This is a genomic window from Nocardiopsis sp. NRRL B-16309, from assembly GCF_001279585.1.
Classification (GTDB): domain Bacteria; phylum Actinomycetota; class Actinomycetes; order Streptosporangiales; family Streptosporangiaceae; genus Nocardiopsis.
Map to the genome: position 1 here is coordinate 35,762 of NZ_LGEC01000072.1, position 13,447 is coordinate 49,208.

The window sequence follows — 13,447 nt, forward strand, 5'->3', positions numbered from 1 at the left end:
TCACGCGGGATGCGCGGACTGCTGGTCCGCGCCGTTCCAGATCGGCTGCTGCTGGTAGTACTGGGCCTGTTCTGCGGCCAGCGCGTCCTCCTGGCGGTCGCGCACGCACTTGGCCAGGGTGAAGGTCGCCGTGATCACGAACAGCACGCTCATTCCGAGGAAGGCGCGGATCCACAGGTCGACGGGCAGGTAGACGATGCCCACCGCGACGCCGACGGTCGAGACGGCGAAGGCGATGATCGACTGCAGGAAGTACTGCGCCGTGGTCCGGGTCTGGGGAGTGGGGATGCTCATGGATCCATCCTCACCCGCCCCGGCACCGTACGCATGAGTACACCTACTCACCCTCCCGTGGAGCCCACCTGGCTCCGTTCGCGTCCCACCAGTACCAGGGCCGCCTGCGGGAAGATCAGGACCGAGAGCATGCCGGCGCCGACCAGGGCCGCGGCGTGCGCGCTGTCCATATCCCCGGCCTGGGTGCCGATGGTGGTGAGCACCACCAGGATCGGCAGCGCAGTGGAGGAGAACAGCGCGAGCGCCGAACCCTGGCGGGCGGTGAGGCCGTCGCGTGAGAACAGCCAGACCGGCAGGCCGCGCACGATCAGGAACAGCGCGAGGAACAGCGGAACGGTCAGGATCGCCCCCACCTCGGACAGCAGCGCGCCCAGGTCGAAGCGCACCCCGGTGACCACGAAGAACACCGGGATGAAGAACCCGTAGGACACCGCCGTCAGCCGCTTCTCGACCTCCTCGGCCTCCCCCGGGTGGTTGTTGGCCAGCATCAGGCGCACGATCATCCCCGCGGCGAAGGCCCCCAGGACCGTGTCCAGGCCCAGGCTCGACGCCACCCAGAGCATGAAGACCACCACCAGCAGGCACAGGCGCACCGCCACCTGGGCGCTGGTGCCCAGCGTGGCGCTGACCAGCCGCTGCAGCCGCGGGTAGGTGCGCGTCCCCATCCGCCAGGCGGCGAATCCGGCGACCGCGAAGAACGCCAGCAGCAGGAGCGAGCCGGTCAGCGGCCGGTACCCGCTGAGCAGCAGCGCGATCACCACGATGGGCGCGAACTCGCCGACGGTCCCGGCGGTCAGGACCCGGTCGCCCAAACGCGTGCCCAGCACGCCGGAGTCGCGCAGGATCGGCAGGACGGTCCCCAGAGCGGTCGTGGTCATGGCCAGACCGATCAACAGGACCGTCTGCGCCCCGTCGACCACCAGCCAGGCCACCGCCAGTGCCAGCACCAGCGAGCACAGCCATGCGCCGGACGCCCGTTTGAGCGGCCCACCCGTCACGCGCGCCGGGTCGATCTCGTACCCGGCCATGAACATCAGCAGGGCCAGGCCCATACTCGACGTCGCGGTGATGATGTCGTTCTCCTGGACCAGTCCGGTGCCGGAGGGGCCCAGCACGATGCCCAGGCCGATCTCCAGCACCACGCCCGGCAGGATCACCCAGCGCGCCGCCACGTCCGCGATCAGCGGCGCCACCACCGCGGCCACGAGCACCAGCAGCAGTGTGGTCAGACTCGCCGAGAACTCGTGCTCCACCCGTCTCCGCCCTTCTCAGCGGCCCCCTGCCGCCCATGGCGATCATGACCGATGGGCGGGTCGGGCCGGTGGAGCCTCGCCCGTGCGCCACACGTGCACGCACCCGGCCATGAGCCGGAAGGGAGGGGCCTGCCCCCTGGTCTGGTCGATCGTGCCGCACAGGTGCAGGTCGAGCTCCGGGCAGTGGAAGAGCCAGGTCCCGGTGGCTCCGGAGTGGCCGACGAGCGTGACGGGGCGGCGCCCGGCCGTCGCGAGGCGGCCGACCGTGAAGGACATCGTGCCCAGCCCGTAGCGCAGGACCGGAACGTTGCGCAGCCTGTTGCGCCGTTCGGTGAGCAGCCCGACGGTGCGGGCGTGGGCGAAGAGCGCGCCGCCCAGCAGCGCCCGCTGGAAGGTGAGGAGGTCTCCGGTGGTGCTGAACAGGTCGTTGCTGGATTCGATGAGCGCGGGCACCTCCACCCGGCGCCGCTTCGCGTGCAGAGGGGAGGGCGGCGGAGTCGCCGGGTCGGTGGGCCGCTCTCCCGGCAGCCAGGTGTGCGCCAGACCGAGCGGGTCGAGGATCCGCTCGGTCAGCAGGTCGGCGTAGGTGCGGCCGGTGACCGCCTCCACGATCCGGATGAGCAGTTGGAAGCCGGTGTCGGAGTAGCGGGCCTTCTGCCGGGTGGAGGCGGGGTCCTGCGGCACGAAGTGCGGGCGCTGTCGCTCACGCGTCGTGCGCAGCGTGTCCTCGAAGGTCCAGGCGAGGTCGCGGCCGGCGGCCAGGAGCCGGATCGGGCCGGGTTCGCCGCGGCGCCGGTCCAGGTGGTCCGGCAGGCCGGAGGTGTGGCTCGCGAGGTGGCGCACCGTGATCGCCGGCGTCCGGTCGACCCCGCCCAGTACGTGGAGTCCGGCCAGGGTCTCCGGCGACAGGTAGCGGCCGACCGGCGCCGCGAGGTCGAGTTCGCCGCGCTCGTGCGCCTGCAGGACCAGCGTGACGATGAAGCGCTTGGTGATGCTCGCGACGAAGAAGGGGGTGTCGGGGCGCAACGGCTCGTCGCCGGTGCCGGCGGTGACGGCACCGGACCAGCGCCGTGTGCCGTCACCGCCGGCCAGGGCGACGTTGGCGTGGTGGAAGCCGTTCCGGGCGACGAAGTTCTCCGTCAGACGCATCAGGCGTGCGTCGACGCCGTCGGGAACGCGGTTGTCGGGTGCCCGGGTCCTGGTGGGCGGTGGCGGTGTCACGGGAACGCCTCCTTGCCTCGATAGCTATATGTCTACTAGACATGTCTACGAGATATCAAGGGGCTAGACTCCTCCCATGGCCCACGTCATCCTCGGACTCCTCCTGATCGCCCCGCAGAGCTTCTACGACCTCATCAAGGGGTTCGAGAAGGGCGTCGCGCTCTTCTACAGCGCCAGCTCGGGCAGCATCAAACGCGCGCTCGACACCCTCCTGGCGCGGGGTTCGATCGAGGTCGCCAGCGTCGAACCCGGCGGCCGGGGGCGCAAGGTGTACCGCGTGACCGGGGCCGGGCGCGCCGAGTGGCACGCGTGGATGACGCAGGAGCCGACCGGGCCCGACCTGGAGACCGCGGCGCTGTCCCGGCTCTACTTCCTCGGCCTGTTGGAGCCGGACGAACGCGGGCCGGTACTCCGCCGCATCACGGCGCGCGCGGAGGCCGACCTCGCCACGCTCTCGGCGCTCGACGCCCATCTGGAGACCGTGGACGTCCCCGAGGAGCACCGCGACGTCTTCGTCCACCAGCGCGCGACACTCGACTACGGGATCGCCGCTCAGCGCTTCATGATCGACTGGTTCCGCGAGCACCTCGACCAGCACGGGTCGCCCGCGCCCTGAGGCCCGGCCTCCGCCCCGGCCACGCGCCCGGACACGCCCCGGCCCGCGAGCGGCCCGCCGCCGTGTGCGGACCCGTGGGCCCTACCCCTGCCAGGCACCGCCGTCGGCCCGGGCGCGGGCGAGCAGTTCCCGGGCGTCGGCCATGTCCTCGGAGGTGGGCGCGTCGTCCTGGGTCAGCGCCCGGCGCCAGTAACCCGTGAAGTCGATGACGGCCTTGCCGATGCCCCGGTCCCCGACCAGGTGGCGGCGCAGGGTGCGGACCGTGCCCGCCTCGCCGCCGATCCACACGGCCACGCGCTCCGTCGGCAGGTCCGCGGCGCGGACCCGTTCCACCAGCCGCTGTCCGTGCGGCACGACCTCGCGGTGCACCCAGTGCAGGGTGACGCGCTCGGGTTCGGGCAGGGGCTGTTCCTCGGCCGCGTCGGCGACCTCGACGACGGCGGTCGCGGCGGTGTCATCGGGCAGGGCCTCCAGCAGGGTGCCGATGGCCGGGAGCGCGCTCTCGTCGCCGAGCAGGACCACGTGGTCGGGCCCTGCCAGGTCGAAGGGGACGGCGAACAGGTCCGAGGGGCCGAACATGCCCAGGACCGCGCCGGGGCGCACGTGCCGGGCCCACCGGGTGGCGGGGCCGGAGTCACCGTGTACGACGAAGTCGATGTCGAGCGTGCCCCGCGCCGGGTCGTGGCCGCGGACGGTGAAACTGCGCATCCAGGGGCGCTCGTCCTCGGGGATCGCGTTGTAGGCCTCGTACCAGCGCATGACGTCGCCGTCGGGGCGGGGCAGGACCGGGCGCTCCTGGCCCGGTCGGGGGAAGTAGAGCTTCACCTGGCGGTCGGGTCCCGACAGGGCGGCTCCGGCCAGGCCGTCTCCGGTGAAGGTCACCCGCACCATGCGCGGTGTGATCCGGCGCGACGAGGCGACGCGAAGATGGCGGACCGGCAGTTCCTGGCTCACCAAAACTCCTCAGTATAGAAGTCCTGCCGCTTGTCCTCAAGGGCAGAACTAGAGTTCTAGCAAGCGGAATCGCGAAAATGTCAAATCGGATCAGCCGGTTTTGGGGGTGATCCGCATCACTTTTCCTCCCGGGTGAGGGCGGCTTCCCGCCCCGGCCGGTCCGGGCGGAACGGCGCCAGGTCCAGTCCCACGTCCTCCCCCAGCGCCAGCCGTGCCGCCACGAGCCCCTGGTAGGGCCCGAACGTCAGCCCCTCCGACCCCAGCCCGGTCGCCACCACCACACCCGGCAGGCGGTCGACGGCGCCCAGCAGCTGCTGCCCGTCGTGCGTGCCCGGACGAAAGCCCACCCGCGTCTCGACCACGGTGGCCTCGCCCAGGCCCGGCAGCACCTCCACCGCGGTCGCCAGGTTGTGCAGCAGTCCCGACGCGGTCACCCGTCGGTCGAACCCCGCGTCCGGCTCCACCGTGCCGCCGGTGACGACCCGGTCCGGTCCGAACGCCGACACGAAGTAGCCGCGTTCACCGAAGCGCACCACCGGCCAGCCCCGGGTGTCCCTCCCGGGCAGGGCGAAGTGCGTCATCTGCCCGCGCACGGGGAACACCGGCAGCCTCACCCCCGCCACGGCCACCAGGCCCGCCGACCAGGCGCCCGCGGCCACGATGACCACCGGCGCCTCCAACTCCTCCGCCCCCACGTGCACGCCCGTCACACGGTGCCCGTTCCACGCCAGGCGCGCGTCGCCCTTGTAGTAGCGCAGACCGCGTTCCTCGGCGGCGTTGAACAGGGCGGCCCGGGCCGCGCGGCCGTTCAGGCGGGCCATCCCCTCGATGTACACACCGCCGTAGGGCTCCGGAACCAGCGGGAAGCGCACGCGCGGCTCCCCCGGCGCCAGGCGCTCCACCCGGCCCATCGACGCGAACTCCGGCCGCTGCGCCAGCGTGCTCATCAGGTCGTATCCGGCGTCGTCGCCCTCGCGGTCCACCGACATCCCGCCGACCACCTCGTAGCCGGTGGCCTGGCCGTCCTCGGCGAGCTCGGCCATCAGGCGCGGGTAGTGCTCGGCCGCGCGCGCCTTGAAGTCCCACACGGCCGGGGCGTCCCACGGGAAGGGCCAGGGGAAGACGATCCCCGTCCCCGCCCCGGTGGCCTGTCCGGTGTGCGCCGCGTCCACCAGCGCCGTGGACACGCCCCTGCGCGTCAGGTGGAACGCCGCGCTCACCCCTACGATCCCGCCGCCGACCACGATCACGTCCATGCCACCACCCTGCCCCGGCCCGGCTCGGGGAACAAGCCGGACGACCCGCGTGCCGCAACCGGGAACCGGGTAAGGAGTGGCGATACGTTGTGCACTTCCCCAACCCCGCCCCTGGAGGTCGCGTGGACGGATACACCTACTACGGGGTCGCGCTGATGCGCCGGCCCGGCCCCGCGCTGGACCAGGGCATCGTGACCCACATCCCCCGGTCCCCGGTCGATCCCGTACTGGCCGCGCGCCAGTACGCGATCTTCCAGGAGACGGTCGCCTCGGCCGGCTGGCGGGTGTACGAGGTGGATCCGGCGCCCGACCACCCCGACTCGGTGTTCGTGGAGGACACCCTGGTGGTGTGCGAGGGCCTGGCCGTCGTGACCCGGCCCGGAGCAACCGAGCGGCGCGGGGAGGTCGCCGGAGCGGAGGCCGCGGCCCGCGCCCTGGGCCTGCGCGTGGAGCACATCACCGCACCGGGCACCCTGGAGGGCGGCGACGTGCTCCAGGCGGGCGCGTCCGTGTACGTGGGCCTCGGCGGGCGCACCAACGCCGCGGGCGCCGACCAGCTCGAAGCGCTCCTGGCGCCGCTGGGCCGCAAGGTGGAGCGCGTCGCCCTGCGCGAGGTGCTGCACCTGAAGTCGGCCGTGACCGCGCTGCCCGACGGAACCCTGATCGGCCTGCCGGAGCTGGTGGACAGCGGCGCGCTGCCGCCGCTGCGGCGGGCGCCGGAGGAACCCGGCGCCCACGTGCTCCCGCTGGGCGGACGGGACGTCCTGGTCAGCGCGTCCGCGCCCGCGACCATCCACGAACTGACCGCCGAGCGGTGGCGCGTGCTGCCGGTGGACATCTCCGAGTTCGAGAAGCTGGAGGCGTGCGTGACCTGCCTGAGCGTGCTGGTCCCCGACCTCGGCGACCGGGGGACGGACGTGCCGGAGGTGTCGTCCGCCACGGCGCACGGCTCCTGAGGCGCGGGACGACGGGGGCCTCCTCCCCCGCGCGGAGACTGGAGGCCCCCGCACGCGCAGTGGGTCGCGGTCCGTCGTGGAACGTGATCGGCGGAGTGCCGCCGTCAGGCGGCTTCGTCCCCGGCGTCGCGCACCCGCTCGCGCACGCCGTCGTAGGTCAGGCCCTGGCGGGTCAGCACCGCGGCCATCGGGGCGGACAGCCCGTGGCGCAGCAGGGCCAGCAGGATGTGGCCGGTGTCGATGCCGCGCTGTTCCAGGGCGATGGTCTCGCGCAGGCTCAGTTCCAGCACCTTCTTGGCGTCGGCGTCGAAGGTCCCGCCCAGGCGTCCGCGCTTGCGGGGCCTGCGGGCCGCCGGGTCAGGGCGCAGGGCGTCGGGGCCGAAGGACTCGCGCATCCTGCGGAAGACCTCGTCGGTGTCCACGCCCACCGCCCTGAGCGCGTCGACCTCCTCGTCGGTGAGTCCCGCCGGGCCGGCCTGCGCCCCGCCCGACTCCAGGTCGGCGGCGGTGACGCCGTGCTCGTGCAGAAGGCGTGCCGCCGTGCTCTGCTCCTGCGCCGCCAGGGCGAGGAGCAGGTGTTCCGGTGCCACCTTGTCCACTCCGCGGTCCGCCACCAGGGCGACCGCGTCGCGCACGGTGTCGCGCGCGTCCTTGGTGAAGCGCTCGAACATGGTTCCTCCTAGTGTCGCGCCCGGGGGGCGTGCTTCTGGTGCACCGCTTGGCGGGTGACCCCGAGGACGTCGGCGATGGCCTGCCACGACCAGGACCGGGCGCGGGCTTCGCGCACGTGCAGCGCCTCCAGGTGGTCGGCGAGCTTGCGCAGGGCGGCGACGGCCCTCAGTCCGGTGGCCGGGTCGACGGGGTCGGTCGGCGTCTCGTTCATGGTGTCAATATATGTTGACGACCCTTCGGCTGTCAAAATATATTGACGGCGCCGTGGCGGGTGCGAAAGCCTGCACCGGAACGCCCGCGCGCCCGCGCGGGCGCGACCCGGACCAACGGCGAGGAGCCCGATGAGCGCGGTCACCCTGATCCGCAGCGACACCCTGACCCAGCACGTGGAGTACGCCTACGCGGCCACCGCCGACCCCGGCTCGCGCGTGGTGTGGGCGGCGGGGGCCTGCCCCCTCGACGAGGACGGCGCCACGGTCGCCCCGGGCGACGTCGCCGCCCAGGCGCACCAGGTGATGCGCAACCTGCGCGAAGCGCTCCGGGGCGCGGGCGCCGACCTCGGCGACATCGTCAGGACGACGGTCTACGTCGCCTCCTCGCGGCAGAGCGACCTGGTCGAGGCGTGGGAGGCGGTGCGCTCCCACATGGGCGGGCACGACGCGCCCAGCACCCTGCTCGGCGTCACCGTCCTGGGCTACGACGACCAGCTCGTCGAGGTGGAGGCGGTCGCCGTCACCGCCTGACGGACGCGCTCACGCCCGGCCGGCCCGGTGGGCGGCCACCCGCTCGCGGGTGGCGCACCGGCGCGAGCAGTACAGGCGGGGGCTCCCGCTGCCCGCGTCGAGGAAGGCGCGGTCGCACCCGCGGGACGCGCACAGCCCGCCCGGGGGGCGCTGGCGGTCGGTGACCAGCAGTGCCAGCGCCATCCCGGCGGAGGCCAGGAACCACTCCGCCAGCGGGGCGTCGTCGTCGCTGTCCACGTGCACGTGCCAGTGGGAGGTCCCGCCGTGGTCGGTCAGCCGGGGCGGACGGGCCACGCGCGCCAGCACGCCGTTGATCCGCCCGGCCGCCTCGGCGGCGTCGTTGGCCGCCAGGACCCCGCGGAGCAGGTCGGCGGACACACGCATCGACTCGACGTCGTGCACGGTCACGACCGGGTCGTGCTCACCGTGGTCGCTCAGGACCCCGGCGATCTCCTCCGGCCGGACGTCGTCGCGGGCCAGGGCGTTGAGCAGGTCGGCGGTGCGCTCGGCGACGGCGCGGACCGAGCGGCCGGTGATGGCGTTCGTCGGGGGCACGGTCCCCACTGTAACGCCTCTTCCGATCTTTCCCGTTACCCTCGTACCGTCTCGGCCATGCCACAGCGTCAGCGCCACTCCCTGTTCCGCTCCACCGCCGGGGCACTGGCCGCGCGCACGGGCGACGAGATGTCGGGCCCCGCCGTGCTCCTGCTCGGCGCAGCGTCCACCGGATCGGTCGCCACCGGCGCGGCCCTGCTCGCCGGGATCACCGTGACCGCCGCGCTCGGAGGTCCCCTCGTGGGCGCCGCCCTGGACCGGGCCTCCCGCCCCGGGAGGCTGCTGGCGGCGGCCCTGGTCGGCTACGCCGCCGGTCTGGCCGTCGTGGCCGCCGCGCTCGGCCGCCTGCCCCTCCCCCTCGTCGTGGGCGCGGCCCTGGCGACCGGCCTGCTCGGTCCCGCGCTGTCGGGCGGCTGGACGGCTCAGCTGCCGCGTGTGGTGCCCGCCGAGCGGCTGGCCCGGGCCAGCGCGCTGGACGCGATGACCTTCGGCGGCGCGAGCCTCCTCGGCCCCGGCGCGGCGGGCCTGGCGGCCGCGCTGCTGGGCGCTCCCGCGGCGGTCGCCGGCGCGGTCGCCCTCATCGCCGTGGCGGTCCCCGTGGCCTGGGCCCTGCCCGGGCGCAGCGCCACCGCCGCCCGCGCTCCCCTGGCGTCGGACCTGCGCGCCGGCGTGCGAGCGGTCCTGGGCAACGCTCCGCTCAGACGGGTCACCGCGGCGACCGTCGTCTCCATCGCCGGCTCGGGCATGTTCGTGGTCTGCCTGCCCGGGCTCGGCGACCGGTTCCTGGGCGGCCAGGCGCACGGCGCGCTGCTGCTGTCCCTCATGGCGGTGTGCTCGCTGGCGGCCAACCTCCTCCTCACCCGCGCGGCGCCGTCCCCGCGGCCCGACACGGTGGTGCTGGTCTGCCTCCTGGTGCAGGCGGCGGGCATGGGGGCCGCGGCCCTGGCCGGTTCGGCCCTCGGACTGGTGGCGGCCGCCACCCTGGTCGGCGCGGCCGAGGGGCCCCAGCTGACCGCGCTGTTCCGGGTGCGCCACCGCGAGTCCCCCGCGCACCTGCGCGCCCAGGTCTTCACCACCGGGGCCAGCCTGAAGATCTCGGCCTTCGCGCTCGGGGCCGCGGCGGCCGGCCCGCTCGCCGAGCACGCGCCGGTCGCCTGCCTCGCGGTGGCCGCGGTGCTGCAGGTCGGCGCGGCCACCGCACTCCTGCGCGGGTGAAGGACAGTGTCTGTCCTCCACTCCTGGCAGACTGCGGTCCATGAAAGCGACCTCAGCACGCCTGTTGCGCCTGTTGTCCCTGCTCCAGACCCGTAAGGACTGGCCCGGGGCCGAGCTCTCCGACCGCCTGGCGGTCAGCCCGCGCACCGTGCGCCGCGACGTGGAGCGGCTGCGCGAACTCGGCTACCCCATCCAGGCCACGATGGGGACCGGGGGCGGCTACCAGCTGGGCGCGGGGGCCACACTGCCCCCGCTGCTCCTGGACGACGAGGAGGCCGTCGCGGTCGCGGTGGGCCTGCGCACGGCAGCGCAGGGCGGGGTGTCGGGGATCGAGGAGACCTCCGTGCGCGCCCTGGCCAAGCTCCTGCAGGTGCTGCCCTCGCGGCTGCGCCGCAGGGTGGACGCGCTGGGCTCGTTCACGGTCCCCATGCCCGCCGCCGGGCCCACGGTCGACTCCGACACACTGACCCTGGTCGCCTCGGCCTGCCGGGACAGCGAGATCCTGCGCTTCGACTACGAGAGCTCCGACGGCACCGCCTCGCGCCGGATCGTGGAACCGCACCGGCTGGTCGCGCGGGGCCGGCGCTGGTACCTGGTGGCGTGGGACACCGCCCGCGACGACTGGCGGACCTTCCGCGTGGACCGGATGGAACCCCTCGCCCTGACCGGTCCGCGCGTGCCGCCCCGCGACCCGCCCGAACAGGGCGTGGCGACCTACCTGGCCGAGCGGATGAACGTGCACATGTGGCCGCACAAGGCGCGGGTGCGGCTGCTGGTGTCCGCGGAGGAGGCGCAGCGCAGGATCGGTTCGGACTACGGACGCGTCGAGCCGGTGGACGAGCACTCGTGCGTGCTGTTGTGCGCCGGGGACTCGCTGTTCTACATGGCCTGCTACCTGGGCATGCTCGACCTGGACATGGAGGTGGAGGAGCCCGACGAGCTGCGCGAGCACATGGCCCGCCTGTCCGCCCGCTTCCAGAGGGCCTCGTCCGGCGCCGGGCCGTTCAGAGTCGACTGATTTCGGTGAGGTCGATGTCGATGGGGTAGGGCGCGTCGAGTGCGAGGCGTTTGTGGTGGATCCCCGTAAGGCCGTAGCAGGGACCAGCCGAATCCAGTTCGTAGACGTAGACCACCGGGCCGTCGTCCCCCTGCTCGACGCGCCAGTAGTGCGGGATGCCCGAGCGCGCGTAGAGCACCGGCTTGCGGTCGCGGTCCCTGGCGACGGACTCCGGGGAGACCACCTCGGCCGCCAGGGTCACCGACTCAGGAGCGAAACTGGTCTGTTCCTCGTCGACGGCCGAGGTGTCGACCACCATGAGGTCCGGCTCCGGGCGCTGCTGGCTGCCGAGGGTGACCGTCATCTCGCGCCGCACGCGGTAGTGGTCAGGGACCGTGCGCCGCAGGCCCATCACGAGCAGATCGATCGCGGTGCTGTGAAAGCCCTTCCGCGGACTCACGAGGACGAGGCTCCCGTCGATCAGTTCGGTATGTGGGGGCAGGTCGGGCAGGGCGTCCAGGTCCTCGGCTCTGAATCCTTCGGGCGGAGGAATGAGCCAGTCCGGGACGGGCTGTGCGCACATGTCTGCCTACCGATCGTGGGAGAACCAGTGCGCTCATGGTAGCCGCCGAGTACCCGCGTTCGGGCGAAGTCCGCCCCGTAGACGTCCCAAGGCGCTACTTTGGGGAGTCATTCAGTTCCGAAGAGTGACGTTAGTTGGTGTGCACGTGCCCAGCCCGACCCGACTCCAGTACCCGGACCTGCACCGTCTCAGTGCGCCACCGGTCATCGGCGACCTCTGTCCCGGGTACCGCCTGGCCCGATGGGACTCCCCCGCCGACCTCGCCCCCGACTGCCGCGACCGCCTCCACCACATCCTGCGCGACCTGGCCGCCCGCGCCTTCGCCGCCGACCACTCCGGCTACTGGCGCAACCGTGTCAGCAACGGGTTCTTCGACCAGATCTCCACCCTGGCCCTCGTCCTGGGCCCCGACGGCGCCCCCGTGGGATGGGGCGGCTACCACCGGCGCCGCTTCGCCTCCCGCCGCGCCCTGTACCTGGACGCCGCCGGCGTCGTCCCCGCCCACCGCCGCTTCGGACTCTCCGCGGCCCTCATGGCCCACTTCCTGACCCGCGAGGTCCTCGCACACCCGCTGTCGGCCACCTACGTGGTGCTGCGCACCCGCCACCCCGCCGTCTACTCCGCCTGGCGCGACGGGCTGGGGCGGCACCGCGTGCACCCGCACCGCGAGCGGCCCCTCCCCGTGCGGGTCCGGCGCCTGGCGGGCGACGCGGCCGCGTGGCTGGGCGACGGCCCGCGCCTGGACCCCGACACCCTCCTCGTACGCGACGCCTACCGCATGTTCGACGGCGACATCTACGGCGTGCGGCCGCAGAGCGGCGACGAGCACCTGGACGCCTACTTCGCCCGCGAGATCGGACCCAAGGACGCCCTGCTGGTGGTGGCCCGGGTCAGCGCGCCCGCCCTGGTCCGCATCCTCGCCGGGCGGGCGCTGGCGCGGCGGTCCGCGGCCCGCCCCCCGGCCGGAGTGCGGCACCGCGGCACCACGCGCGACGGCGTCCGGCGCAGCGTGCCCACCGGTGCGGGCGCGGGCGGGCTCAACCCAGGGGCACGGCCTTGACGGTGGGCGCGCTGTAGACGAGGCCGCCCACGTCGCGGACCTGGTCCATCAGCCGGGCCAGGTGCAGGCTCTCCGACCAGGGCATGTCCGGGCTCTGCCGTTCACCGGCGGCCAGGCACCGGGCGACCTCGTCGGCCTCGAACTCGTAGCCGTTGGCGCGGAACGGCTCGTGCAGGGCTTCGGGTTCGTGGCCGTCGCGGTGCAGGACGGCCTCGGTGCCGGCCCAGAACGTCGGCATCTCCACCCAGCCCCGCGACCCGGCCAGCACGGCCCGGTTGGGCAGGGTCCGGCGTGAGGCGCACGACACGCTCGCGGTGCCGCCGTCCTGCCCGCGCACGAGCACCGTGGTCGTGACGTCGACCATGCGGTCGGGCGAGAGCTCGCGGGTGGCGCCCACCACGGTCAGCTCGCCCAGGAAGTGCGAGGCCAGGGCCAGCGGGTACACGCCCAGGTCCAGCAGCGCGCCGCCGCCGAGGGCGGCGTTGAAGAGCCGGTGGTCGGGGTCGTAGGGGGCGTTGAAGCCGAACTCGGCCGAGATCCATCCCACCTCGCCGATCGCCCCGTCGGCGACCAGCCCCCGCACCCGGCGGTACAGCGGCAGGTAGCGCGTCCACATCGCCTCCATGAGGAAGCGGTCGTTCTCCTGGGCGGCCTCGACCATCTGCGACACCTGGAGGGCGTTCATCGCCATGGGCTTCTCGACCAGCACGTGCTTGCCGGCCTCCAGGCACAGCAGCGCGGCCTCGTGGTGCCAGGGGTGGGGGGTGGCGATGTAGACCACGTCCACGTCGGGGCTGTGCGCCAGTTCCTCGTAGCTGCCGAAGCGGCCGGGTACGTCCCAGGCGTCGGCGAACTCCTCGGCCCGCGCCAGGGTCCGTGAACCCACCGCCGTGGCGCGGGACGAGGAGGAGGCCCGCAGGCCCTCGAGGAAGGAGTGGGCGATCCCGCCGGTGCCGATTACGCCCCAGCGCGGTCCACCGTTGTCATGTGTCATGGAGGCATCCTAAAAAGACGGTCATGTCGGGGTCGAGGCGGACCTGGTCCTCGGTTTCCCGTCCCTTGGACCGTACGG

General features: G+C 73.5%; 16 protein-coding genes. 6 read left to right on the forward strand and 10 right to left on the reverse strand.

Annotated features, from left to right (window positions below):
* From ADL05_RS13820 to ADL05_RS13830, 3 genes are read right to left on the reverse strand one after another with little or no spacing between them, the layout of a single operon-like run.
* Positions 1 to 294: a YiaA/YiaB family inner membrane protein gene (locus ADL05_RS13820; RefSeq protein ID WP_053617358.1), complete on the reverse strand. Its 294-nt coding sequence runs from the start codon at positions 292 to 294 to the stop codon at positions 1 to 3.
* Between the two features lie 47 nt (positions 295 to 341).
* Positions 342 to 1,547, reverse strand: a complete 1,206-nt coding sequence (locus tag ADL05_RS13825) for a cation:proton antiporter (protein ID WP_053617359.1) — start codon at positions 1,545 to 1,547, stop codon at positions 342 to 344.
* A 42-nt stretch (positions 1,548 to 1,589) separates the two neighbouring features.
* Positions 1,590 to 2,768, reverse strand: a complete 1,179-nt coding sequence (locus tag ADL05_RS13830; RefSeq protein ID WP_053617360.1) for a serine hydrolase — start codon at positions 2,766 to 2,768, stop codon at positions 1,590 to 1,592.
* A gap of 76 nt (positions 2,769 to 2,844) precedes the next feature.
* Between ADL05_RS13830 and ADL05_RS13835 the strand changes: the two genes are divergently transcribed.
* Positions 2,845 to 3,384, forward strand: a complete 540-nt coding sequence (locus tag ADL05_RS13835) for a PadR family transcriptional regulator (protein WP_053617361.1) — start codon at positions 2,845 to 2,847, stop codon at positions 3,382 to 3,384.
* 81 nt (positions 3,385 to 3,465) lie between these two features.
* On the opposite strand, the gene ADL05_RS13840 is transcribed toward ADL05_RS13835, so the two are convergent.
* Positions 3,466 to 4,338 (reverse strand): siderophore-interacting protein, encoded by an 873-nt coding sequence (locus ADL05_RS13840; protein WP_231640742.1) that lies wholly within the window; start codon positions 4,336 to 4,338, stop codon positions 3,466 to 3,468.
* Positions 4,339 to 4,454: 116 nt separating this feature from the next.
* Positions 4,455 to 5,594, reverse strand: coding sequence for an FAD-binding oxidoreductase (locus ADL05_RS13845; RefSeq protein ID WP_053617362.1), 1,140 nt, complete (start codon positions 5,592 to 5,594; stop codon positions 4,455 to 4,457).
* Between the two features lie 122 nt (positions 5,595 to 5,716).
* On the opposite strand from ADL05_RS13845, the gene ddaH reads away from it, so the two are divergent.
* A complete protein-coding gene (gene ddaH / locus ADL05_RS13850; RefSeq protein ID WP_053617363.1) occupies positions 5,717 to 6,550 on the forward strand; it encodes a dimethylargininase in 834 nt (277 codons plus the stop codon).
* 104 nt (positions 6,551 to 6,654) lie between these two features.
* Here the strand turns inward: ddaH and ADL05_RS32440 are convergent, their stop codons facing one another.
* Complete coding sequence (locus ADL05_RS32440; RefSeq protein WP_053617364.1) at positions 6,655 to 7,221, reverse strand: Clp protease N-terminal domain-containing protein; 567 nt, start codon at positions 7,219 to 7,221, stop codon at positions 6,655 to 6,657.
* An 8-nt stretch (positions 7,222 to 7,229) separates the two neighbouring features.
* Positions 7,230 to 7,433 (reverse strand): hypothetical protein, encoded by a 204-nt coding sequence (locus ADL05_RS13860; protein WP_053617365.1) that lies wholly within the window; start codon positions 7,431 to 7,433, stop codon positions 7,230 to 7,232.
* 130 nt (positions 7,434 to 7,563) lie between these two features.
* On the opposite strand from ADL05_RS13860, the gene ADL05_RS13865 reads away from it, so the two are divergent.
* Positions 7,564 to 7,965 (forward strand): RidA family protein, encoded by a 402-nt coding sequence (locus ADL05_RS13865; RefSeq protein ID WP_053617366.1) that lies wholly within the window; start codon positions 7,564 to 7,566, stop codon positions 7,963 to 7,965.
* Positions 7,966 to 7,974: 9 nt separating this feature from the next.
* Here the strand turns inward: ADL05_RS13865 and ADL05_RS13870 are convergent, their stop codons facing one another.
* Positions 7,975 to 8,520 carry a CGNR zinc finger domain-containing protein gene (locus ADL05_RS13870; protein ID WP_053617444.1) on the reverse strand — a complete coding sequence of 182 codons (546 nt, stop codon included), beginning with the start codon at positions 8,518 to 8,520 and terminating at the stop codon, positions 7,975 to 7,977.
* A gap of 57 nt (positions 8,521 to 8,577) precedes the next feature.
* Between ADL05_RS13870 and ADL05_RS13875 the strand changes: the two genes are divergently transcribed.
* Both ADL05_RS13875 and ADL05_RS13880 read left to right on the forward strand, forming a co-directional pair.
* A complete protein-coding gene (locus ADL05_RS13875; protein ID WP_053617367.1) occupies positions 8,578 to 9,735 on the forward strand; it encodes an MFS transporter in 1,158 nt (385 codons plus the stop codon).
* 40 nt (positions 9,736 to 9,775) lie between these two features.
* Positions 9,776 to 10,753, forward strand: coding sequence for a YafY family protein (locus ADL05_RS13880; RefSeq protein WP_053617368.1), 978 nt, complete (start codon positions 9,776 to 9,778; stop codon positions 10,751 to 10,753).
* Here ADL05_RS13880 and ADL05_RS13885 read toward each other — a convergent pair.
* A complete protein-coding gene (locus ADL05_RS13885) occupies positions 10,740 to 11,315 on the reverse strand; it encodes a Uma2 family endonuclease (protein WP_053617369.1) in 576 nt (191 codons plus the stop codon). The genes ADL05_RS13880 and ADL05_RS13885 overlap by 14 nt on opposite strands.
* Positions 11,316 to 11,460: 145 nt before the next feature.
* On the opposite strand from ADL05_RS13885, the gene ADL05_RS13890 reads away from it, so the two are divergent.
* Positions 11,461 to 12,375, forward strand: a complete 915-nt coding sequence (locus ADL05_RS13890) for a GNAT family N-acetyltransferase (RefSeq protein ID WP_053617445.1) — start codon at positions 11,461 to 11,463, stop codon at positions 12,373 to 12,375.
* Here the strand turns inward: ADL05_RS13890 and ADL05_RS13895 are convergent.
* Positions 12,353 to 13,369, reverse strand: coding sequence for a Gfo/Idh/MocA family protein (locus ADL05_RS13895; RefSeq protein ID WP_053617370.1), 1,017 nt, complete (start codon positions 13,367 to 13,369; stop codon positions 12,353 to 12,355). The genes ADL05_RS13890 and ADL05_RS13895 overlap by 23 nt on opposite strands.
* Positions 13,370 to 13,447 lie beyond the last annotated feature (78 nt).